General features: G+C 66.2%; 19 protein-coding genes, 1 tRNA gene and 1 riboswitch. Of the genes, 9 read left to right on the forward strand and 11 right to left on the reverse strand.

Annotation, left to right across the window (positions count from 1 at the left end):
• Positions 1-236 precede the first annotated feature (236 nt).
• The gene (locus tag OSH10_RS06075; protein WP_266330733.1) at positions 237-1,433 is read right to left on the reverse strand and encodes an O-succinylhomoserine sulfhydrylase; all 1,197 of its coding nucleotides are present in this window, start codon (positions 1,431-1,433) and stop codon (positions 237-239) included.
• A 59-nt stretch (positions 1,434-1,492) separates the two neighbouring features.
• Positions 1,493-1,573, reverse strand: a riboswitch (SAM riboswitch).
• A gap of 103 nt (positions 1,574-1,676) precedes the next feature.
• On the opposite strand from OSH10_RS06075, the gene OSH10_RS06080 reads away from it, so the two are divergent.
• Complete coding sequence (locus tag OSH10_RS06080) at positions 1,677-2,762, forward strand: 2'-deoxycytidine 5'-triphosphate deaminase (protein WP_266330734.1); 1,086 nt, start codon at positions 1,677-1,679, stop codon at positions 2,760-2,762.
• A gap of 154 nt (positions 2,763-2,916) precedes the next feature.
• Here the strand turns inward: OSH10_RS06080 and OSH10_RS06085 are convergent, their stop codons facing one another.
• Positions 2,917-3,723, reverse strand: a complete 807-nt coding sequence (locus OSH10_RS06085; protein WP_266330736.1) for a 2-keto-4-pentenoate hydratase — start codon at positions 3,721-3,723, stop codon at positions 2,917-2,919.
• Positions 3,724-3,922: 199 nt separating this feature from the next.
• On the opposite strand from OSH10_RS06085, the gene OSH10_RS06090 reads away from it, so the two are divergent.
• From OSH10_RS06090 to OSH10_RS06100, 3 genes are all read left to right on the forward strand, one after another.
• Entirely contained in the window at positions 3,923-4,708 is a 786-nt protein-coding gene (locus tag OSH10_RS06090) for an SDR family oxidoreductase (RefSeq protein ID WP_266330737.1), read from the forward strand.
• 17 nt (positions 4,709-4,725) lie between these two features.
• Positions 4,726-5,991: a glycerate kinase type-2 family protein gene (locus OSH10_RS06095; protein WP_266330738.1), complete on the forward strand. Its 1,266-nt coding sequence runs from the start codon at positions 4,726-4,728 to the stop codon at positions 5,989-5,991.
• A gap of 221 nt (positions 5,992-6,212) precedes the next feature.
• A complete protein-coding gene (locus OSH10_RS06100; protein ID WP_266330739.1) occupies positions 6,213-6,848 on the forward strand; it encodes an outer membrane protein in 636 nt (211 codons plus the stop codon).
• Positions 6,849-7,131: 283 nt separating this feature from the next.
• On the opposite strand, the gene OSH10_RS06105 is transcribed toward OSH10_RS06100, so the two are convergent.
• Together OSH10_RS06105 and OSH10_RS06110 are read right to left on the reverse strand one after the other, a co-directional pair.
• Complete coding sequence (locus tag OSH10_RS06105) at positions 7,132-8,193, reverse strand: aldo/keto reductase (RefSeq protein WP_266330740.1); 1,062 nt, start codon at positions 8,191-8,193, stop codon at positions 7,132-7,134.
• Positions 8,194-8,298: 105 nt separating this feature from the next.
• A complete protein-coding gene (locus OSH10_RS06110) occupies positions 8,299-9,309 on the reverse strand; it encodes a zinc-binding alcohol dehydrogenase family protein (protein WP_266330741.1) in 1,011 nt (336 codons plus the stop codon).
• Positions 9,310-9,376: 67 nt separating this feature from the next.
• Here OSH10_RS06110 and dps point away from each other — a divergent pair, with 67 nt between their 5' ends.
• Entirely contained in the window at positions 9,377-10,006 is a 630-nt protein-coding gene (gene dps / locus OSH10_RS06115) for a DNA starvation/stationary phase protection protein Dps (RefSeq protein WP_407660678.1), read from the forward strand.
• 73 nt (positions 10,007-10,079) lie between these two features.
• Here the strand turns inward: dps and OSH10_RS06120 are convergent, their stop codons facing one another.
• Positions 10,080-10,556, reverse strand: coding sequence for a BA14K family protein (locus OSH10_RS06120; protein ID WP_266330742.1), 477 nt, complete (start codon positions 10,554-10,556; stop codon positions 10,080-10,082).
• A gap of 187 nt (positions 10,557-10,743) precedes the next feature.
• Between OSH10_RS06120 and OSH10_RS06125 the strand changes: the two genes are divergently transcribed.
• The 3 genes from OSH10_RS06125 to OSH10_RS06135 are packed head-to-tail and all read left to right on the forward strand — an operon-like array spanning position 10,744 to position 15,734.
• On the forward strand, positions 10,744-12,618 hold the full coding sequence (locus OSH10_RS06125; protein WP_266330743.1) for a methylmalonyl-CoA mutase subunit beta: 1,875 nt from the start codon (positions 10,744-10,746) through the stop codon (positions 12,616-12,618).
• Complete coding sequence (scpA, locus tag OSH10_RS06130; protein WP_266330744.1) at positions 12,615-14,780, forward strand: methylmalonyl-CoA mutase; 2,166 nt, start codon at positions 12,615-12,617, stop codon at positions 14,778-14,780. The genes OSH10_RS06125 and scpA overlap by 4 nt, the downstream gene beginning before the upstream one ends.
• 21 nt (positions 14,781-14,801) lie before the next feature.
• Positions 14,802-15,734, forward strand: coding sequence for a lytic transglycosylase domain-containing protein (locus OSH10_RS06135; protein WP_266330745.1), 933 nt, complete (start codon positions 14,802-14,804; stop codon positions 15,732-15,734).
• An 80-nt stretch (positions 15,735-15,814) separates the two neighbouring features.
• On the opposite strand, the gene OSH10_RS06140 is transcribed toward OSH10_RS06135, so the two are convergent.
• Entirely contained in the window at positions 15,815-16,363 is a 549-nt protein-coding gene (locus OSH10_RS06140; RefSeq protein WP_407660690.1) for a BA14K family protein, read from the reverse strand.
• Between the two features lie 338 nt (positions 16,364-16,701).
• Between OSH10_RS06140 and OSH10_RS06145 the strand changes: the two genes are divergently transcribed.
• Positions 16,702-18,240, forward strand: a complete 1,539-nt coding sequence (locus OSH10_RS06145) for a glycosyltransferase family 39 protein (RefSeq protein WP_266330747.1) — start codon at positions 16,702-16,704, stop codon at positions 18,238-18,240.
• A gap of 78 nt (positions 18,241-18,318) precedes the next feature.
• On the opposite strand, the gene OSH10_RS06150 is transcribed toward OSH10_RS06145, so the two are convergent.
• From OSH10_RS06150 to OSH10_RS06170, 5 genes are all read right to left on the reverse strand, one after another.
• Positions 18,319-18,393, reverse strand: a tRNA-Gly gene (locus OSH10_RS06150).
• A gap of 206 nt (positions 18,394-18,599) precedes the next feature.
• On the reverse strand, positions 18,600-18,803 hold the full coding sequence (locus OSH10_RS06155) for a hypothetical protein (protein WP_266330749.1): 204 nt from the start codon (positions 18,801-18,803) through the stop codon (positions 18,600-18,602).
• A 174-nt stretch (positions 18,804-18,977) separates the two neighbouring features.
• The gene (locus OSH10_RS06160) at positions 18,978-19,586 is read right to left on the reverse strand and encodes a hypothetical protein (protein WP_266330751.1); all 609 of its coding nucleotides are present in this window, start codon (positions 19,584-19,586) and stop codon (positions 18,978-18,980) included.
• A gap of 11 nt (positions 19,587-19,597) precedes the next feature.
• A complete protein-coding gene (locus OSH10_RS06165; RefSeq protein ID WP_266330752.1) occupies positions 19,598-19,795 on the reverse strand; it encodes a hypothetical protein in 198 nt (65 codons plus the stop codon).
• A 202-nt stretch (positions 19,796-19,997) separates the two neighbouring features.
• A complete protein-coding gene (locus OSH10_RS06170; protein ID WP_266330753.1) occupies positions 19,998-20,693 on the reverse strand; it encodes an outer membrane protein in 696 nt (231 codons plus the stop codon).
• Positions 20,694-20,894 lie beyond the last annotated feature (201 nt).

Genomic DNA, 20,894 nt, shown 5'->3' on the forward strand with positions numbered 1-20,894 from the left:
AGCGCCCGCTTTTTGGATGGGTTCCAAACTAGCGCGGGAATCACAGCGAGTCCAACGACGTTTGGCTTTGGCGGCAGTCAACTTGCCGTCAATAATCATGGCCGCGCCTGCGCCGCCACTGCGCAATTTAGCGCATCTTGCAACTTTTCTTATTCCAGCAACACGTTGACCGGGCGTCGGGATGCGAAAAAGCCGCCGGGGCGGGCGCCTCCGGCGGCTTTCTTCCTGTCGGGGGATCAGGCCTGGTCGAGCGCCAGGGTGATGTCCTCGATGAGGTCGTCGGCGTCTTCGAGGCCGATCGACAGGCGCAGCATGCCCGGCGTGATGCCGAAGCCGAGCCGCGCCTCTTCCGAGAGCCGCTGGTGCGTCGTCGTGGAGGGATGGGTGATCAGGCTCTTGGCGTCGCCGAGATTGTTGGAGATCGTGACGACCTCCATGGCGCTGGCGACGCGGAAGGCCGCTTCCTTGCCGCCCTCGACCTCGAAGGCGATCAGCGTCGAGCCGGCGCCCATCTGCTTCCTGACGACATCGGCCTGCGGATGGTCGGCGCGTCCGGGATAGATCAGCTTCGCCACCTTCGGGTGCCTGGCCATCGCGTCGGCGATCCTGGCCGCGCTCTCGGTCTGGCGGCGGACGCGGATATCCAGCGTCTCCAGCCCCTTCAGCAGAACCCAGGCGTTGAAGGCCGACAGTGTCGGGCCGGTCTGTCGCAGGAAATTGTGCAGGTGGTCGGTGACATAGGCTTCATCGGCCGAAAGGATGATGCCGCCCAGGACCCGGCCCTGGCCATCGATATGCTTGGTGCCGGAATACACGACGACGTCGGCGCCGAGCTTGATCGGCTGCTGCCAGATCGGGGTGGCGAACACATTGTCGACGATCAGCAGCGCGCCGGCCTCATGCGCGATCTTGGCGACCTCCGCGATGTCGATCACTTCGAGCGTCGGATTGGTCGGGCTTTCCAGGAAGAACGCCCTGGTGTTCGGCCGCACGGCGTCGCGCCACTGGTTGAGGTCGGTGCCGTCGACCAGCGTCGACTGCACGCCGAAGCGCGGCAGCAGGTCTTCGACGACATAGAGACAGGACGAGAACAGCGCCTTGGCGGCGACGACGTGGTCGCCCGCCTTCAGCATGCACATCAGCGCGGCGGTGACGGCGGCCATGCCGCTGGCGGTCGAGCGCGCGGCGGCGGCGCCCTCGAGCAGGCGGATGCGCTCCTCGAACATGAAGGTGGTCGGGTTGGAGAAGCGCGAATAGATGAAGCCGGGGTCCTCGCCCTTGAAGCGCGCCTCGGCGGCTTCGGCCGTGTCATAGGCGAAGCCCTGGGTCAGGAACATCGCTTCCGAGATTTCGCCGAACTGCGAACGGAGGGTGCCGCCATGCACGAGCTGGGTGGCGGGGCGGCGAGGGCGCTTGGCTTTGTCTTCGGACATTTGGCTCTGATCCCGATCAAGAAAAACCCGACGCGAGGTCGGGCAAAAATCGGATGTCGGATTTCCGGCAACCGACCTTTTAGCGACATTGTTTAACGTGGCGGCAAGCCGGTCGGCTCAAATAGACCACGGGTGATGCGTTTCCTGATATGCCCGTGGTGGCCTGGCGTCAACGGGAGTCTGGTAACGACTTGCCGCAGTGCATCTGCTCGCCTATGCAGTGGCATGGGTCACGGAGCGGGCATGTCAAGCGAAGCAGCAATCGGAATTCTCTCGGCCGAGCAGATCCGGGCGAGCCTCGCCCTGGGCGAAATCGTCATCGACCGGCCGCTGGATGCCGACCAGGTGCAGCCGGCGAGCCTCGACCTGCGCCTTGGCGCCGTCGCCTATCGCGTCCGCGCCAGCTTCCTGCCGGGCCCGAACGTGCTGGTGAAGGACCGCCTCGCCGAACTCACGCTGCACGAGATCGACCTCTCCGCCGGATCGGTGCTGGAGACCGGCTGCGTCTACATCGTGCCGCTGCTCGAAGGGCTGGCGCTGCCGGCCGATATCCAGGCTTCGGCCAACCCGAAATCCTCGACCGGCCGGCTCGACATCTTCACCCGCGTCATCACCGACCGGGCGCAGTCCTTCGACACGATTCCCGCCGGCTATCAGGGCCCGCTCTACCTCGAGGTTTCCCCGCGCACCTTCCCGATCGTCGCGCGCACCGGCTCGCGCCTGTCGCAGATCCGGTTCCGCCGCGGCGACACCCATCTGAATGATACCGAACTGGCTGCCCTCAACGCGCGCGAGCCGCTGGTCGATGGCGCGTTCCGCGCTTCCGGCGGGCTGCTGCTTTCGATCGATCTCGAGGGCTCGAACGGCATCATCGGCTATCGCGCCAAGCGCCATACCGGCGTCGTCGACGTCGACAAGCGCGCCGCCTGCGACGTGCTCGACTACTGGGAGCCGATCCCGGTGCGCGGCAAGGCCGAGCTGATCCTGGATCCCGACCAGTTCTACATCCTGGTCTCGCGCGAAGCCGTGCATGTGCCGCCGGATTATGCCGCCGAAATGGTCGCCTTCGACCCGCTGGTCGGCGAATTCCGCGTCCACTATGCCGGCTTCTTCGATCCGGGCTTTGGCCATCAGGCAGCCGGCGGCGCCGGCAGCCGCGCCGTGCTCGAGGTGCGCAGCCATGAGGTGCCGTTCATCCTCGAACATGGCCAGACGGTCGGCCGCCTCGTCTACGAGACGATGTCGGAACGTCCGAAAAAGCTCTACGGCAGCGACCTCGGCTCCAACTACCAGGCCCAGGGCCTGAAGCTCTCGAAGCATTTTCGGTAGGGTTGCCGGACAAGACCCTCACCCCAGCCCTCTCCCGCGTGGCGGGAGAGGGGGCGATCGCGGCCGTCTGGGCTCGTTCTGAATAAAGGCCGCCGGCGGAAAAGCCCTCGCCCGCTTGCGGGAGAGGGTGGGGTGAGGGGCTTGCTTTCAGCGCCTACTCGGAAACCGTCAGCGAAACCCCGCCAAGCCCCGCGATTTCGATCTCCACCCGGTCGCCGGCATTGAGCCAGCGGGTTTCGACCAGGCTGCCGGTCAGCACGATGTCTCCCGCCCGCAGCCTTTCGCCTCGTGCCGCGAGGCTGCTGGCGAGCCAGGCGAGCGCCTGGAACGGATGGCCGAGCACGTCGGCGCCGACGCCGCGGCCGACCTCGACATCGTTGATCAGCGTCACGCCGACGACGGCGGCGAGATCCGGCGCGTCGGCCAGCGACAATGGCTCGCCCAGCACGCAGCCGGCCGCGAAGAAATCGTCGGCGATCAGCGTCGGCGTGTCGGTCTGGCGCCAGTCGGCATAGCGGTCGTCGACCAGCTCGATCGCCGCCATCACGCTGCCGACCGCATCCGCGACACGCTCCGCCGTGAACGGCGCGCCGGTCGCCGGCAGGTCGCGCGCGAGCTGGACCGCGATCTCGCATTCGATGCCGACATGGCGGAACCCAGCCGCCGAGATCGCCACGCCGGAAGCATGCCGCGTGCCCTCGAACAGGCCAGCGGCGCAAGGGTTCGGGATGCCGAGATAGGCATGCATCACCTTCGTGGTGCAGCCGATCTTCCAGCCGATCCGCCGGCCATAGCGGCTCGTCGCCAGGCGCTGGTGCACGGCGGCCTGCACGGCATAGGCGCTCGCCTCGTCCGCAGGCCGGATCGCCTCGGGCAGCCGTTCGAGCGCGGCCAGGGCGATGCGGGCCTCCGCGATGCGCGCGGCGGCGGCATCCTTCGGCGGTCTGGGAGGCTGAGGCATGGGCGATTCCGGTTTGGCGCCTGACGGCTTTCGGCTCGAAGCGGGGCGCGCACGAGTTGCATCGCCGGAACGAGCCCGGCTAGGATCGCTCACGGATCATGTCTCCGCCCGTCGAGCCAGCGTGCCGCGACGGCGCGCCGGGGGCAAGAGCGAACAATCAGATCCGCTGGCGAACAGCGAAACGGGCAGGGAAGCGACGATGGAAGCGCGTGTGGACGGCAAGATCCTTCTGGTGACCGGCGGCACGCAGGGCGTGGGCCGGGCCGTGGCGCTGGAGGCGGCGCATTCGGGCGCGGAAGGCGTGATGCTGGTCGGGCGCAATCCGCAGCGCGGCGCGGATGTCGTGGCCGAACTGGAGGCGCTCGGCGTCGGTGGCGGCTTCGTCTCGGTCGATCTCGCCGATTCCGACGCGGCCGAAATCGTCATGGACGCGACGCTCGACCGGTTCGACCATGTCGACGGCCTCGTCAACGCCGCCGCCAGCACGGATCGCGGCTCGATCGCCGACGCCGATATCGACTTCTTCGACAAGGTGTTCGCCACCAATGTGCGCACGCCGATGTTCTTGATGCAGGGCGTCATCCAGCATCTGAAGTCGCGCGGCGCGCCGGGCACCATCGTGAACATCCTCTCGGTCAACGCCTATGGCGGTACCCCGGAACTCGGCGTCTATGCCTCGTCCAAGGCGGCGCTGTCGATCCTGACCAAGAACGCCGCCCATTCGCACCGTTTCGACCGGATCAGCGTCAACGGCATCAATCTCGGCTGGGCCGACACGCCGGGCGAGCGCGAGATGCAGGCGGTCAAGCTCGGCAAGGGCGAAGGCTGGCTGGAAGAGGCCGAGGCGATGATGCCCTGGGGCCGGCTGATCAAGCCGGAGGACGTCGCCCGCCTGGCGCTGTTCCTGATGAGCGACGCCGCCATCCCGATGACGGGCGCCATCGTCGACCAGATCCAGGACTATGTCGTCGGCGTGCGCGACTGAGCCAGAAGACAACAGACATGACAATCGATACGAATTCGGCCGACGAGGCCATTCTTCGCGCGCTGTTCGACGCGGCGCTGGCGGCCTCACTGCCGGATGGCCGGTTCGCGGGCCGGCTGCCGGAGGCGCCGAAGGGGCGGACCATCGTGCTCGGCGCCGGCAAGGGCGCGGCGCGCATGGTGCGGGCGTTCGAGGACGCCTGGGAGGCGGCCGGCAACCCGGCTCCCGAAGGCCTCGCCGTCACCCGCTATGGCCATGGCACGCCGACCCGCTTCGTCGAGGTGGTGGAGGCGTCGCATCCGGTTCCCGACGCGGCCGGCATGGCGGCGGCGCAGCGCATTCTCGATTATGCCGGCACGGCCGGGCCGGACGATCTCGTCGTCTTCCTGATGTCGGGCGGCGCCTCGTCGCTGCTGGCGCTGCCGGCGCCGGGCGTGAGCCTGGAAGACAAGCAGGCGCTGAACCGGGCGCTGCTGAAGAGCGGCGCGCCGATTGGCGCCATGAACCGCGTGCGCAAGGCGCTCTCGGCGATCAAGGGCGGCCGCCTCGACGCTGCCGCCGCGAAGGCGCGGCGGGTGACCTATCTGATCTCCGACGTGCCGGGCGACGATCCCGGCGCGATCGGCTCCGGACCGACCATTCCGGAAGCCTCCGATCCCGAGGGGGCGCTGGCAATCCTGGCCGAATACGGCATCGCGATCGAGCCGCGCATCGAGCAGGCGATCCGCGCCAATGCGGTTACGGCGGGCGAGGGCGGGACGATCGAAATGCTGGCCACGCCGAAAATGGCGCTGGACGCGGCGGCCGAGGCCGCACGCGCCATCGGGCTGGCGCCCCTGGTGCTGGGCGACGCGCTGGAGGGCGAGGCGCGCGACGTGGCGCGCGTGCTGGCGGCGATCGGCACCTACGCGGCGGCGCATGACCAGCCGGCGGCGAAGCCCTGCGTGATCCTCTCGGGCGGCGAAACCACCGTGACGGTGCGGGGAAAGGGCCGGGGCGGGCGCAATGCCGAGTTCCTGCTGGCGCTGGCCGTCGCGCTCGGCGGCCACAAGGGGATCGCCGCGATCGCCTGCGATACGGACGGCATTGACGGCTCCGAGGACAATGCCGGCGCATGGATCGACGCCCGCATCCTGGACGCGGCACGGGCGAGGGGCATCGACCCGGTGGCACGTCTGGCCGATAATGACGGCTACGGCTTCTTCGAGGCGCTCGGACGCCTGGTCGTCACGGGACCGACGCTGACAAACGTCAATGACTTCAGGGCGATCCTCGTCCGCTGAGGGGCGTCGCCCGCTGCGGATTGTTTCGGGATTCCGTCGAATGCCTGTTGCAAGGATGCTTCGCTGCATGACTCTTCGTCAGGCTCACGCCCGCTTGTCTTGACGGGAGGGCCGTGGATACCGATTTCTGGGCTGGATGAGCCACCGTGACGCCTTTTTTGGGCGACATTTTGGATCCGGGCGGCGGGTATCGACGGCGTTTCCGGTCGAGAGGGTACGTGATGAAGCAATGGATCTTGGCGGGCGTTGCCCTGCTGGCGCTTTCGGGCGCGGCTTCCGCCGCGGACATCGCGTATGAATCTCCGGCCCCGGTGGCTCCCGCGGCCCCGGCCGGTTTCGACTGGAACGGTTTCTATGCCGGCGTGCATGGCGGCTATGGCTGGGGTGGCGGCACCAAGGACGCCGATTTCCTCGACAGCCTGAGCGGCGGCTTGTTTGGCGTGCAGGCCGGCTACAACTACCAGGCCGATCCCTGGCTGGTCGGCTTCGAGACGGACATCGCCTATAGCGGGCTCAGCGACACGGCAGGCAGCGCGGCGCTCGATCTGAACTGGATCGGCTCGACCACCGGCCGCATCGGCTTCACCTATGACAAGTGGCTGTTCTACGGCAAGGGCGGCATCGCCTATGGCGACATCGAGGCCAAGCAGGCCGGGCTCGGCTCGGACAGCCAGTGGGCGATCGGCTGGACGGCCGGCGCGGGCGTCGAATATGGCTTCACCAAGAACCTCACCGGCCGGCTCGAATATGACTATGTCGATCTCGGCAAGAAGACGATCTTCGAAGGCACCGGGGCGCAGTCCGAAGCCGGCGTGACCACCAACGCGGTCAAGGCGGGCCTGAACTACAAGTTCTAGGGTCTTGCCGCGGTTGGCGGCTGCGGCGGCCGTTGGGACCGGGTGGTTTTCACAGCGGACGGTTGCCCTCCGATTGCCATGCCCTCGCCGTCATCCCGGGCTCGACCCGGGATCCATTCCGCCGTGCGCGTGGCCCGCCAGCCCCCGAATCCCCAGCTGCATGGATCTCGCTTTCGCGCCGATGACGCCAGAGGTGGGGGCGTTCTGACACCGGAGCGTGGGTCTTGCGGTGGAAAAAAGGCCCGGTCATGCCGGGCCTTTTCTCAGTTCGAAGTCACCCGCCTCAGCCGTTCACATAGGGCTGCAGGAAGGCGAGGTCGGCCGCGCCGAGGCGGTCCTTGGCGGCGGCGACCTGGTGCCAGTAGGGGTAATCCAGCGGCTTCTGGCTGACCTTGTCGAGGCGGGCGCGCTCCTCGGCCGTGAGCTTCAGCTCGGCGGCGGCGAGGTTGTCCTTGAAGTGCGCCTCCGTGCGGCCGCCGATGATCACCGAGGTGACGCCGGGACGGCCGAGCAGCCAGGCGAGCGCCACCTGCGCGCCGGAAACGCCGCGCGCGTCGGCGATCGAAACCAGCTCGTCGACGATGTCCCAGAGACGGTCCCAGTCGTGGATTGGCGGCTCGGTCCAGCCCTGCGACAGGCGGCTGCCCTTCGGGGTTTCCTTGTCGCGGCGATGCTTGCCCGAGAGCAAGCCGCCGGCGATCGGGCTCCAGACCAGGATGCCGAGCTTCTGGTCGATGCTGATCGGCACCAGTTCCTGCTCCGCCTCGCGCGCCTGCAGCGTGTAGTGGATCTGCTGCGAGATGAAGGGGATGCGGTTGTCGCGGCGGGCGATCTCCATCGCCTTCATGAGGTGCCAGCCGGAATAGTTGGAGCAGCCGATATAGCGGACCTTGCCCTGGCGCACGAGGCTGTCGAGCGCTTCCAGCGTCTCTTCCAGCGGCGTCACGCCGTCCCACTGGTGCACCTGGTAGAGATCGATGACGTCGGTCTTCAGCCGCTTGAGGCTGGCCTCGCATTCGCGGATCAGGTGATAGCGCGACAGGCCGCGATTGTTCGGGCCGTCGCCCATGGGGAAGCGCGCCTTGGTGGCGATCAGTACGTCGTTCTTGCGCTTGCCGCCCAGCGCGTCGCCAATGATCGCCTCGCAATCGCCGGCCGAGTAGACGTTCGCCGTGTCGAGCAGGTTGACGCCGGCGTCGATCACCATCTCGATCTGGCGCCGGGCTTCGCCGACATCGGTGATGTTGCCGACCTTGGCGAAATCGCCCTTGGCGCCGAAGGTCATGGTGCCCATGGTCAGCACCGAGACCTTCAGGCCCGAATTGCCGAGTTGCCGATATTCCATCGTCCGCTCCTATGCCGTTGCGGTTGATTCCGGATAAAATTGGGACAGCACCGTCCTGCATTCGGACAGCGCTGTCAAAGCGGGATTTTGCCGGGAAGCGGCGCGTCAGACGGCGATGATCGCCTTGATAAGGCCGCGCTTGTCATGGCTCCAGACCGGCATGTCGGTGGTGAGCCTGTCCAGCGTCGTGCTGTGGGTGGCGAGCGCGTCGAGCGGCACCAGGCCGGCCTTGATCGAGGCGACGACATGGTCGAAATCGGCCTTGGTGGCGTTGCGGCTGCCGATCAGCATCATCTCGCGCTTGTGGAATTCGGGATCGGAGAAGCTGATCCTGTCCTTGACGATCGATACCAGCACATAGGCGCCGCCATGCGCGACCAGGGCGAAGCCGGCCTCGATCGCCTGCGCATTGCCGGTCGCGTCGTAGACGACGTCGAAGCCGTCGCCCTGGGTCTGTTCCATCAGCGTCGCCTGCGCGTCGGGGCCGGTCAGGGCGGTGTTCGCGAAGCCGAGCGTGTCGCGGGCGAAGGCGAGCCGCTCCTCGCTCGAATCGAGCAGCGTCACCTCGAGCCCGGCGATGCGGGCGAAGATCGCCACGCCGATACCGATCGGTCCGACGCCGACGACGAGGGCGCGGCCGCCTTCCGGCTGCGAGCGGCGGACGGCATGCGCGCCAATCGCCAGGAACTCGACCATGGCCGCGTCGCGCAACGACAGGCCCTCGGCCGGATAGAGATTGCCTTCCGGCATCGTGATCTTCTCGGCCATGCCGCCATCGGTATGGACGCCGAGCACCCGGATCGAGGTGCAGCAGTTCGGCTTGCCCTTGCGGCAGGCGACGCAATGGCCGCAGGCGATATAGGGATTGATCACGACCGGCGTGCCGACCTTGAGCGTGCCGCCCGGTCCGACCGCCGAGACAACGCCGGAAAGCTCATGGCCCATGACGCGCGGGTATTCGAGGAAGGGGTGCTTGCCCTCGAAGATGTGGTAATCGGTGCCGCAAATGCCGACATGCTTGATGTCGACGACGGCATAGCCCGCCTCGGGCGCTTCCGGGTCGGGACGCTCGACGAACTCCAGCCGGCCCGGTTCCACGCAGATCACGCTTTTCATGTTGTCCTCTTCGACATCGTCCCTGTGGCGACCGTCCTAGCGCAGCCTAGGCGTTGCGGCCAGACGAATGTCCGGGTTGCATGCGTCGGACTTCGCGCATGCGTTGTCCCTGGCTATTGTCTACAACGGGTCTGGCCGGGCGGCACGAGGGATCGATATCGCCGTGCGAGCATTATCGGAAGACGGTTTTGTCAATCTGCAGAAGGAAAAAGCGATGGCGCCCCTGAAATCCTCGATTGATCTGAAGTCCAACACGAAGACCGCCGCGATCGAGCTGATGAACGCCGTATTGGCGGACGGCATCGATCTCTCGCTGGTCACCAAGCAGGCGCACTGGAACCTGAAGGGCCCGCAGTTCATCGCCATTCACGAGATGCTCGACACGTTCCGCGCCGATCTGGACGGCCATGTCGACACCGTGGCCGAGCGGGTTGCGCAGCTGGGCGGTTTTGCGCTCGGGACGATCCAGTCGGTCTCGGGCGCCACCAGGCTCAAGCCCTATCCGACCGATATCTCGGCGATCAAGGATCATCTGGCGCAGTTGATCGAGCATTATGCGCAGGTCGCGAACGAGGTCCGCAAGGGCATCGACAAGGCTGCGGATATCGGGGATGCCGACAGCGCCGATATCCTGACCGCCTTCTCGCGCAGCCTCGACAAGTCGCTCTGGTTCCTGGAATCGCACCGCGAAGTGTAAGGGCTCGCTGCCAATCGCGCACAAAACAAAGCCCGCCATTTGGCGGGCTTTGTCATTCAGAGGGTGCTTCGCCTCAGTAGGGCGAGACGCATTGCTGGCGCGGACCATTATAGGGCTGGAACGTGTTGTCCGAAGCCCTGTACGAACGGTAGCGATTTTCGCACCACTGGTAATGGGCGCTGGAATAACCGCCGCGATAGGTCGGCTGGGCGATGGCGGATCCGACCGCCGCGCCGACGCCGAAGGCCGCCAGCGGGTACCACCAGCCATTGTAGTAGCGATAGCCCGGCCGCTGGTAACGATAGCCGTAATGGCCATTCCAGTAGCCCGGCCGATAGCCAGGGCGGTAGCCGGGCCGATAGCCCGGGCGATGGCGCGGATAGTAGTCGCGACCGCGGTGACGATACTGCACATCGAGCACGTTGGAGGCGGCGTCCGGGCGGATGCCGGGATCGGCGACGGCCGGCAAGGCCATGGCCGGCAATGGCACCGAGAACAGGAAGGCGGCGGCGAGCGTGCCGGCGCAGATCTTTGTGATGAGACGGGTCACGGTACGATCATCCTTTCGAACAATTTCCCAATAGAACCGATCGGCTTATCGAAGCATCAATTCATAGGTGGCGACTTTGTTCCATCGGCTTGCCCGGGCGCGACGGGTTCGCCCGTTGAACCCAAGCGCGCCACGGCCTATCCATGGTCGAAACGGCAGGACGGAACCGGCAAGGATCGAGGCGGCAATGAGCAGGCCACAGGCGACACCCGAGATTCGCAGCGCCGAATCCGCCTGGCGCGAAAGGGCGCTGAAGGCGATCCAGGGGGCCGATTTCGAGGCGAAGCTGGTCTCCCACACCGCCGACGATATCCGCATCGAACCGCTCTACCCCAAGGCCGAGGGCAGCCGCGCCCGGCCCGTCCGCGCCAAGACTGGCGCCTGGCGCGTCGTCCAGCGCATCGATCTGCCGGAGGCGGGGGCGGCGAGCCTTCAGGCGCTGGAGGATCTGAACCAGGGCGCCAGCGGCCTGGCGCTGGTCTTCGCCGATGCGGCTTCCGCGCGCGGCTTCGGCCTTGTCGCCGCCGATGGGGCGACAGTCGCGGCCGCTCTCGACGGCGTCATGCTGGATCTCGTCTCGCTGCGCCTGGAGGCGGGTCCATCGGGCGTCGAGGCGGCCCGTTCCGTCCTGGCGCTCGTGCGCGGCCAGGGCCTCGATCTCGACAGCCTTTCTCTCGATCTCGGCATCGATCCGTTCTCGGTGCTGGCGCGCGATGGCGACGACGGCATCGATGCCGCGCTGGATGGCGCGGTGGAACTGGCCGGCCTTTTCGGGCCGGAGGCGGGAGCCCGTCTGCTGCGGGCGGACGGGCGTCCCTATCACGATGCGGGCGCTTCCGAAGCGCAGGAACTGGCGCTGACGATTGCCGCAGCGGTCGCCGGCCTGCGCGGGCTGGAGGCGCGCGGCGTCGCGCTCGACCGGGCGCGGGGCCTGATATCGTTCCTGCTGGCCGCCGATGCCGACGAATTCCTCACCATCGCCAAGTTCCGGGCGCTGCGCCGTCTCTGGGCGCGGGTCGAGGATGCCTGCGGCCTAGAGCCGAAGCCGATCCGGCTTGACGCCGAAACCAGCTTTCGCATGACCACACGGCGCGATCCGCATGTGAGTATGCTGCGCAGCACGGTCGCAGCATTTTCCGCAGGCCTCGGCGGCGCCGACAGCGTGACGGTGCTGCCCTTCACCGCGCCGCTCGGCCTTGCGGATGCGGGCGCAAGGCGGATCGCGCGCAACACGCAGACGATCCTGCTGGAAGAATCCGGCCTTGGTCATGTCGTCGATCCCGCGGCTGGCGCCGGTGGCTTCGAGGCGCTGACCGATGCGCTCTGCGACAAGGGCTGGGCGATTTTCCAGGAGATCGAGCGGCAGGGCGGGATGGCGATGGCCCTTGCCTCCGGCTGGGTGGCCGGCGAGATCCGCACCGTCGCGGCAAGGCGCGAGCGCGACGTGCGCCGCCGCAAGTCGCCCATCACCGGCACCAGCGAATTCCCCAACCTCGCCGAGGCGCCGGTCACGATCCTGGCGCCCGCACCGCCGGCGCCGTCCGTGCCTCACGATCCCTCGTGTCTCGTATCGCGGCGTACCGCCGAGCCGTTCGAGCAGTTGCGCGACCGGGCCGATGCCTTGGCTGACGTGAACGGCCGGCGTCCGTCCGTCTTTCTGGCGACGCTCGGCAAGGCGGCCTCGTTCAGCGCCCGGGCCGGCTTCGCCAGGGGCGTGTTCGAGGCGGCGGGCATCGCGGCGCCGATGCAGGAGGGGTTCGCCTCGCTCGACGCGCTGGTCGCCGCCGCGCGCGACTCCGGCACGGCGGCCGCCTGCCTCTGCGCCTCGGACGAGGTGTATGAAAGCGAAACCGGTCACGCCACCTATGAGGGCGAGACGCTGGCCGAGGTGGCGGCGCGGCGGCTGGTCGAGGCAGGGTTCGACCATGTCGCCCTCGCCGGACGGCCGGGCGATCGCGAGACGGCCTATCGCCATGCCGGCGTCGAGGCCTTCCTCTTCGCCGGTTGCGACATCACGGATTATCCCGCGAAACTGCTCGATGGGATCGAGGCCCAGCCATGACCCGCGTTCCGGATTTTTCGTCGATTCCCTTCGCCGACGCGCCGCTTTCGGCGCCGGCCGAGGGCGTGCCTTGGCTGACCCCGGAAGAGATCGCGGTGAAGCCTCTCTACACCGCCGCCGACCGCGAGGGACTGGAGGCGATCGACAGCTTCCCCGGCGCCGCGCCGTTCCTGCGCGGGCCCTATCCGACCATGTATGTCAACCAGCCCTGGACGATCCGGCAATATGCCGGTTTCTCCACCGCCGAGGATTCGAACGCCTTCTACCGGCGCAATCTCGCCGCCGGGCAGAAGGGGCTTTCCGTCGCCTTCGATCTCGCCACCCATCGCGGCTATGACAGCGATCATCCGCGCGTCGCCGGCGATGTCGGCATGGCCGGCGTGGCGATCGACTCGATCTATGACATGCGCACGCTCTTCTCCGGCATCCCGCTCGACCGGATGAGCGTGTCGATGACGATGAACGGCGCGGTGCTGCCGATCCTGGCGCTCTATATCGTCGCCGCCGAGGAGCAGGGTGTGCCGACCGAAAAGCTCTCCGGCACGATCCAGAACGACATCCTCAAGGAGTTCATGGTCCGCAACACCTATATCTACCCGCCGGAACCGTCGATGCGGATCATCTCCGACATCTTCGCCTATACCTCGCAGCACATGCCGAAGTTCAACTCGATCTCGATTTCCGGCTATCACATGCAGGAAGCCGGCGCGACGCAGGACCTCGAGCTCGCCTATACGCTCGCCGACGGGGTCGAATATATCCGCGCCGGTCTGGCGGCGGGGCTCGACATCGACCAGTTCGCGCCGCGCCTGTCATTCTTCTGGGCGATCGGCATGAACTTCTTCATGGAAGTCGCCAAGATGCGCGCCGCGCGCCTGATCTGGGCGAAGCTGGTCAGCCAGTTCGCGCCGAAGAACGAAAAGTCGCTGGCGCTGCGCACCCATTGCCAGACCTCGGGCTGGTCGCTGGCGGCGCAGGACGTCTACAACAATGTCGTCCGCACCACGATCGAGGCGATGGCCGCGACGCAGGGCCATACCCAGTCGCTGCATACCAACGCGCTCGACGAGGCTCTGGCGCTGCCGACCGATTTCTCCGCCCGCATCGCCCGCAACACCCAGCTCTTCCTGCAGCAGGAGAGCGGCACGACGCGGATCATCGATCCCTGGGGCGGCTCCTATTACGTCGAGGCGCTGACGGCGCAGCTGGCCGCGCGCGCCATGGCGCATATCGACGAGGTCGAAAAGCTCGGCGGCATGGCCAAGGCGATCGAGGCCGGCATTCCGAAGCTGCGCATCGAGGAGGCGGCGGCGAAGACGCAGGCGCGCATCGATTCCGGCCAGCAGACCGTGGTCGGGGTCAACAAGTACCGCCTCGACGACGAGCCCGCGATCGACGTGCTGAAGGTCGACAATTCCTCCGTCCGCGCGCAGCAGATCGAGAAGCTGCGCCAGCTGCGTGCCGAGCGCGATCCGGCCGCGGTGGAAGCTGCGCTCGCGGCGCTGTCAGGCTCGGCCCGCTCCGGCGAGGGCAATTTGCTGGCGCTTGCGGTCGAGGCTGCCCGCGCCAAGGCGACGGTGGGCGAGATCTCTGCGGCGCTCGAGAAAGCCTGGAAGCGCCACAAGGCGGTCATCCAGGTCAATTCCGGCGTCTATCGCGAGGGATTCGGGCAGGATCCCGCGCCGATCGAGCGTCTGTCGGGCCTCGTCTCGGAATTCACCCAGGACGAAGGCCGGCCGCCGCGCATCCTCGTCGCCAAGATGGGCCAGGATGGGCATGATCGCGGTCAGAAGGTGATCGCCACCGCCTTCGCCGATATCGGCTTCGACGTCGTCATCGGGCCGCTGTTTGCAACGCCCCAGGAAGTGGCGGCGCATGCGATCGCGGAAAAAGTGCATGTCGTCGGCGTCTCTTCGCTCGCCGCTGGCCATCTCACCCTCGTGCCGGAGCTGAAGGCCGAACTGGCGCGGCAGGGACGGCCGGACATCATGATCGTCGTCGGCGGCGTCATTCCGCCGGGCGACTTCGAGGCGCTCCGGCAAGCGGGCGCCGCGGCGATCTTCCCGCCCGGCACGCCGGTCACGGAAGCCGCCGCCGATCTGCTCGAGAAACTGCGCGGCCATCTCGGTTTCGCGCAGAAACATCCGTCCGCCTATGTCTGACCGGGCGGGGAGGGCGGCCTGATGGTCCTTCGCCTCTCCGCTCTGGCCGGGCTGGTCCTCCTCGGTGTCACGCTTCTTCCCGTTGCGGCGCGGGCGGCGGAGGAATCGACGGTGCAGACGATCTGCCGGCTGATCGAGACGGCGGCGGACGCGCAGGGCCTGCCCCGCGATTATTTCACCCGGCTGATCTGGCGCGAGAGCAGTTTTCGTGCGCATGTGACCAGCAGCGCCGGCGCGCAGGGCATCGCCCAGTTCATGCCGGGCACGGCCGAGGAGCAGGGGCTCGACGATCCGTTCGATCCGGAATTCGCGATTCCCGCCTCGGCTAAATATCTGAAAGGCCTGAAGGATCGGTTTGGGAATCTCGGTCTTGCCGCGGCAGCCTACAATGCCGGCCCGACCCGGTTTGCGCGCTGGATCGAGCGCGGCGGGTACCTGCCGGCCGAGACGGAGGATTACGTCGCCTTCGTCACCGGCCGCAGCGTGCAGGACTGGAAGGCCGGCGAGATCGAGGTGCTGGACCCGCCGGGGGGCGTCGAGCCCCGACCATCCGATCCGCGGCCGGCCGAGGCGAGATCCGCCGGTCCGAATCCGGCTAAGCAGAAATCCTTGGCCGCCAGGGCCGAGCCGAAGACGAGGGATTGCGTCACGCTGGTGGCGGCGATTCGCGCCTATCGCCCGTCGCTGATCGAGGGCGCCTATGCGCCATTCGGCGTCCAGCTTTCCGGCAATTTCTCCAAGAGCCGGGCCATCGCCTCCTATCACCGCCAGGTGGCGCGCTATCCCTCGCTGCTGGAAGGCAAGCCGACCCTGATCCTGGGCTCGCGCCTCGCCGGGCGGGGGCGGCGTGCATTCTATCGGGTGCGCCTGCCGGCCGACACGCTGGCCAGGGCGAACCAGCTCTGCAACGCGCTGCGGAAGCTGGGCGGCCCATGCGTCGTGCTGCGGAACTGACGCGGTCGGCGTGTTCGAGCTCTTGCGGACAAAAAAAGCCCGCCAAAGCGGCGGGCTTCTTCCGGCATGTTGCCGATCGATCAATAGTAGGGCGAGACGCAAGCCTGGCGCGGACCCTCATAGGGCTGGAAGGTGTTGTCCGACGCGCGGAACGAGCGATAGCGGTTCTCGCACCAGCGCAGGTGGTCCCGCGACAGGCTCGGCGGCGCGACTTCGCGGCCGCCCTGGTTGGCGATGGCGCCACCGATCAGCGCGCCGACACCGAACGCTGCCAGCGGATACCAGTAGCCGTCGCTATGGCGGCGATAGCCGTTGCGCGGACCATGATAGCCATGGTGACCATTCCAGTAGCCGGGACGGTTGTTGGGGCGATTCCAGTTGGGGCCGCCATGTCCGGGGCCGTGGCCGGGACCATTCCAGCCGGGACCGCCATGGCCAGGGCGACCGGGGCGATCGCCGGGCCGGCAACCCTGCGGCGGGCAGCGCCTGCCCTGGACCTGGATGACGTCAGACGCGGTGTTCGCACCCGGATCGATCCGCATGAGCGGTGCCGCCTGAACCGGCATGGCCGATACGGCGAAAACCAGCGCCATGGCTGCCGAACTGAATTTGCTCAAACCCATGTGTATTCCTTCCCGAATGACCTGAAACGCCTTGTGAAGCGGGGGTCCGCAGTCGCAAAGAACAAGCCTCAGTCGATACCTAGACCCAAAACCCTAGAAACCACGGATAGATGAAACGCTTTGAGCTTGTCTAGCTGATCATCAGTCGCGCAGACAGAGTTGCCCATCGACGCACCCAACGGGGATCCCCGGCGTTTGGTTCCCGGCGCCGATGTCTCGTGGGTTGCTCGCCGCGATCGTCAGATATCCGAGGATATGAGGCTCTTCATCCAGAGAGCATGGGCCGAGTTGTGTTCCTTGCCGATTTGCAGCCATATCGAACGAGGCGCGGGGGCAAAAATTCGATGTATTCGAAAAACGGCACGTCCATCGATCGTCATGCTGCGGACCGACGATCCGACATTCTTCTGTTCCTTGTCGGCTTTGCCCTATGTCTCATGGTCCGCCTGTCGACTCTGGGCGATCTGCCGCTCTGGTTTGACGAGGTGGTCACAGCCGATTCTATCGGGAGAACATGGGGCCGCATGGCCCGCGAGAGGCTGTCGCAGGGCCATTTCGTCACCTACTTCGCCATGCTCAAGGCCCTTGGTCTTGCGGGTAGTTCGGACTTCGCGCTGCGATTGCCGTCGGCGATCCTGGATGCGGCGGCTGGGGGGGTGGTCGCGCTTATCGCGCGCCGGGTTGGAGGATGGAGCACCGTCGTCCCTGCCACTCTGCTCTATGCAGCCTTTCCGATCCTGATCCTCTATGGGCAGGAGGCGCGGCCCTATGCGCTTCAGCTCTTCTTTGTGACGCTGGCGATGTTCGGACAGATCGCGCTGTTGGCGGGTTCCGATGACCCGCGGCGCCATGCAACCCTCGCGACGATCGGCACGCTCGGCGCGGTTTGGACTATTCCGGCGAGCGTGGTCATCGTCGCCATCCAACACCTCAGCCTGCTGTTCCTTGGTGTCGCGCGCCGGGGACATTCAGAGCGGCCGATTTGGATCCGGCACATTCTGGTAACGTGGATCGGAGGGATCGCGGCCTTCGCCTTTCTGATTCCATCCATCTGGGTCCAGGCAAACAAGCCCCAGGGACTGATGAAGTGGCAGAAGGGCGCTTCGGTCACGGGCAGGGCCAAGGAGATCCTTCATGGGACCTATGGCTTCAGGGTCCCCGAGGACATAGACCGGTATTGGCCGCAGCCGTTCGAAGCGATGTTGATGTGGATCCTCTTCGCTCTCCTGTTTGCCGGGCTCATCGTGAATCGGCGATCGACGGTGCACCGCTATCTGGCGGGACTCGCCATTGGGACCTTTCTGGTCTTCATCGGCATTTCAGCCGTCACGGCTGTCACAAGCCGCTACCTGATTGGCATGATGCCTGCTGTCGTTCTTCTCGCATCGTCGGGAGCCGTCGCGCTTGTCTCGGATAGGCGCAGCCGTTGGCTTGCTGTCCCCCTGATTGCGCTGTTCACCGTCGGCGTTGTCTTGCAGGCTACGGATACGCTGGGGTCGCAACGCAAATATGATTGGCGTCCCATCGCGAACTTTCTGCATGATGCCGGTGTTCGGGGCGCCGTCATACATTCCAATTTTCCGCATGCTGAAAAGGAGTTGAAGTACTACGTCGACAGTGCCGACGAACTCACGGTGCTTCGGCTGCCCGATACAGGGATGCCGATGGAGACGCCTTCGCAATCCGATTCAGGCTTGCCGAATGTCTGGTTCGTACTCACGACCGAGCCGGAGACACCGCCTCGGCTTCCGCCAGGGGCGGCTTCGTGCTCCTGGTACTTCGGCAAGATGAAAGTGGTCATGGTGGCGCGAGACCTGTCGAGCCTTCCCCTCAGGCTCCGTGACAATCTGGCCAATCCGAAAGTTTGCGTACCTTCGGCTTAGACGCATGACGGTCGTCGAACATCGTGGAGGCGGCCTTCGAGCGGGTGGCCAACCTGTACCGGAGGAACTTCGAAAGAATGGAGCGGGCGATGGGAATTGAACCCACGACATTCAGCTTGGGAAGCTGACGTTCTACCTCTGAACTACGCCCGCATATCCGCCCGACCCATGGAGGACGGCAGGATGAACCGCCTATCCGATGCGTCGAAGAGGCTGGATCGTTTGTAGCCGGTTCCTCCCGCCAGGATCAAGGCACGTGTCGCGCAGCCCCGGGATTTCTTGCGGTGGTAGGCGGGGAAACGCCGCATTCGACCGCCCGATCTGCCGGGCCGCGAGGGCAGGAAGTCCGGCCGAAGCGGCTATCCCTCGATGACGATGGCGGCGCCATATTCCATGGCCAGTCTTTCCAGACGCCGGCCCAGCTCGGCCTCCGTCTCGTCATGTGCCGGCAGGCGCTCCTTGCAACGGCGGGCGGAGGCGCGAAGATCCACCGGTTCGTGCTGCTCCAAAGCGGTCAGCACTTCGCAAATGATCAATTCGGACATCAGCAGCGTCGTCGTCATTTCTGAAAGGCTGCTCACGATGCAGGCGGCCGGGCCCGCCCCGGCTGGCGTCGATATGGATGTCCATCTCGTCATGGAGGGCGGGATGGAGGGCGGGCGCGCCGCCATGCGACGCGCTGGGAGAACCGGTCCGCAGGGCCCGCGAAGGCACGCCGGGCCCGTCATGGTCGGAGGTCAGTGATGCTTCTCATCCTCGGACGGCTTCGGCACGTCGGGCGGCGGCGGCACGGACGCCCCTTCATGCCGGGGCGTTGCGGCGTGGCCCTTGTCCATCGCTGGCGCCGGCCGGCCCTGCTGAGGGTGCGCATCCTGCGAACCATCATCCGGTCGTTTCGGATCATCGGGGACCGGCGGAGTTTCATGCATCCCGCTCCGATGCCGCGTATCGTGGGGCGGCATGGGTCTCGAGGGCTCCCCGGCTTCCGGCGAATGCAGGTTCCCGCCATGTGCCGGGTGCTCGCCACGGACATGGGAGGCGTCCGGCTTGTCGGGGACCAGCTGGTCCCGCAACGCGTCCAACTGGTCGGCGATCCACTGGACATGCTCGACGACGGGGCCGCGCTGCAGGGGACCCTTGGCTTCCGACAATTCGAGGAAGTCGGAGCGGAGCAGGCCCATGAGCGCAGAAATCTTCTGCAGGCTGTCCTTCAGTTCCGTCGACGTCGCCATTTGCTGGCCCTCCACATTGCACGATGCCCGCCACCGGATCGTCAACGCCGCCAACCGGGCGTCGTTCCCTTTCGCCTCGGCAAAACCCGTTCCTTTTCGCCGCGGCAAAACCATTGTCGGCGCGCTCAGATTTCGCCGCTGTCGGGTCCCGGGAGCCGGCCCCGGACGAAGCCGAAGGAGATTCGCGCGGCCCGCGCGTCAATGGCCAGGAGCAGGGTTTCGATCACGGCCCGCGCATCGCCCTGGTGCGCCGCCATCAGGCTGTCGACGCGCTGGTCCAGGGCACTCTGCGCCGGATCGATCGGGTAGGCGGCTTCGGCCATCAGCGGAACTCCAAAAAGCTATGTTCCTATTTTGTTCTCATCCTGGCAGGAGTCAATGCGGCCCTGTCCCCTATCCACGCCAATCCCGGGCGACAGGGAGGGCGTCGCGGCGCCGCTCGCCTGGGCGGGCCGCCGGGGGAACAAAAAAGACCCCGCCGATCGTCTCGGCGGGGTCTCTGTGTCGAGAAATCCGGGGCTTCGATCAGAAGCGGTAGTTCACGCCGACGGTGGCGGTCTGCGACTTCAGGCCGACGTCATAGGAACCGTTGTCGTCCGGGAACGTGTAGGTCTTGGAGCCGAAGTCCGTGTAGAGGTATTCGGCCTTGAGCGTCCAATTCTGCGTGAAGGCATATTCCACGCCGGCGCCGAGGGTCCAGCCGAAATGGATCTGGCTGTCCGTGCCATAAATCGTGTCGTCGATCTTGTTGTGCGCCCAGGCAAAGCCGCCGGTGACGTAGGGCAGGAACTTGTCCATTGCGTAACCGGCGCGGACGCGGCCCGTGCCGAAATACTGGAGCTTGGATTCCGTCGAGTAGCTATCGAGGCCATCGTCGAAGTTGAACGTGTCCTTGGCGTTCGAATAGTACACGTCGACCAGAGCGCCGATGACGACATTGCTCGGGAACTGGTAGTCGCCGCCGATCTGCAGGCCGGCGATGAAGCCATCCGGCTTCAGGTCGCCCGAATTCTCGGTGATCAGGCCATCAAAGCCATCGGTCTGGTCGGTCTTGCCCCAGGCATAACCGATGCTGCCGCCGACATAGAAGCCGGTCCAGTTGCCGACCGGGGCGATTTCCACGACCGCGGGAGCGGGCTCGTAGGTGAGATCGGCCGCCTGGGCTGCAACGATGCCAGAGGCGATGACGGTGGTAGCCGAAAGGATACGCAGGAGCTTCATGACATTCCCAGTTGTGCGAGAAGGTAATTCTGTAAGCCCAATATACATATTACCCAACGGGATGCTGTTGCCGTTTTGCACCTTTGTCGAGGGAGAATTCGACGAGAGTAGAGAATACGTCAGTCGAATACTTCGGGTTGTCGTGTATTGGCATAGTTATGCAACTTGAGGATGCTATGCCGGCGGGCATATCTGCAGCAC

The organism is Kaistia defluvii (assembly GCF_026343955.1).
Taxonomy (GTDB): Bacteria; Pseudomonadota; Alphaproteobacteria; order Rhizobiales; family Kaistiaceae; genus Kaistia; species Kaistia defluvii.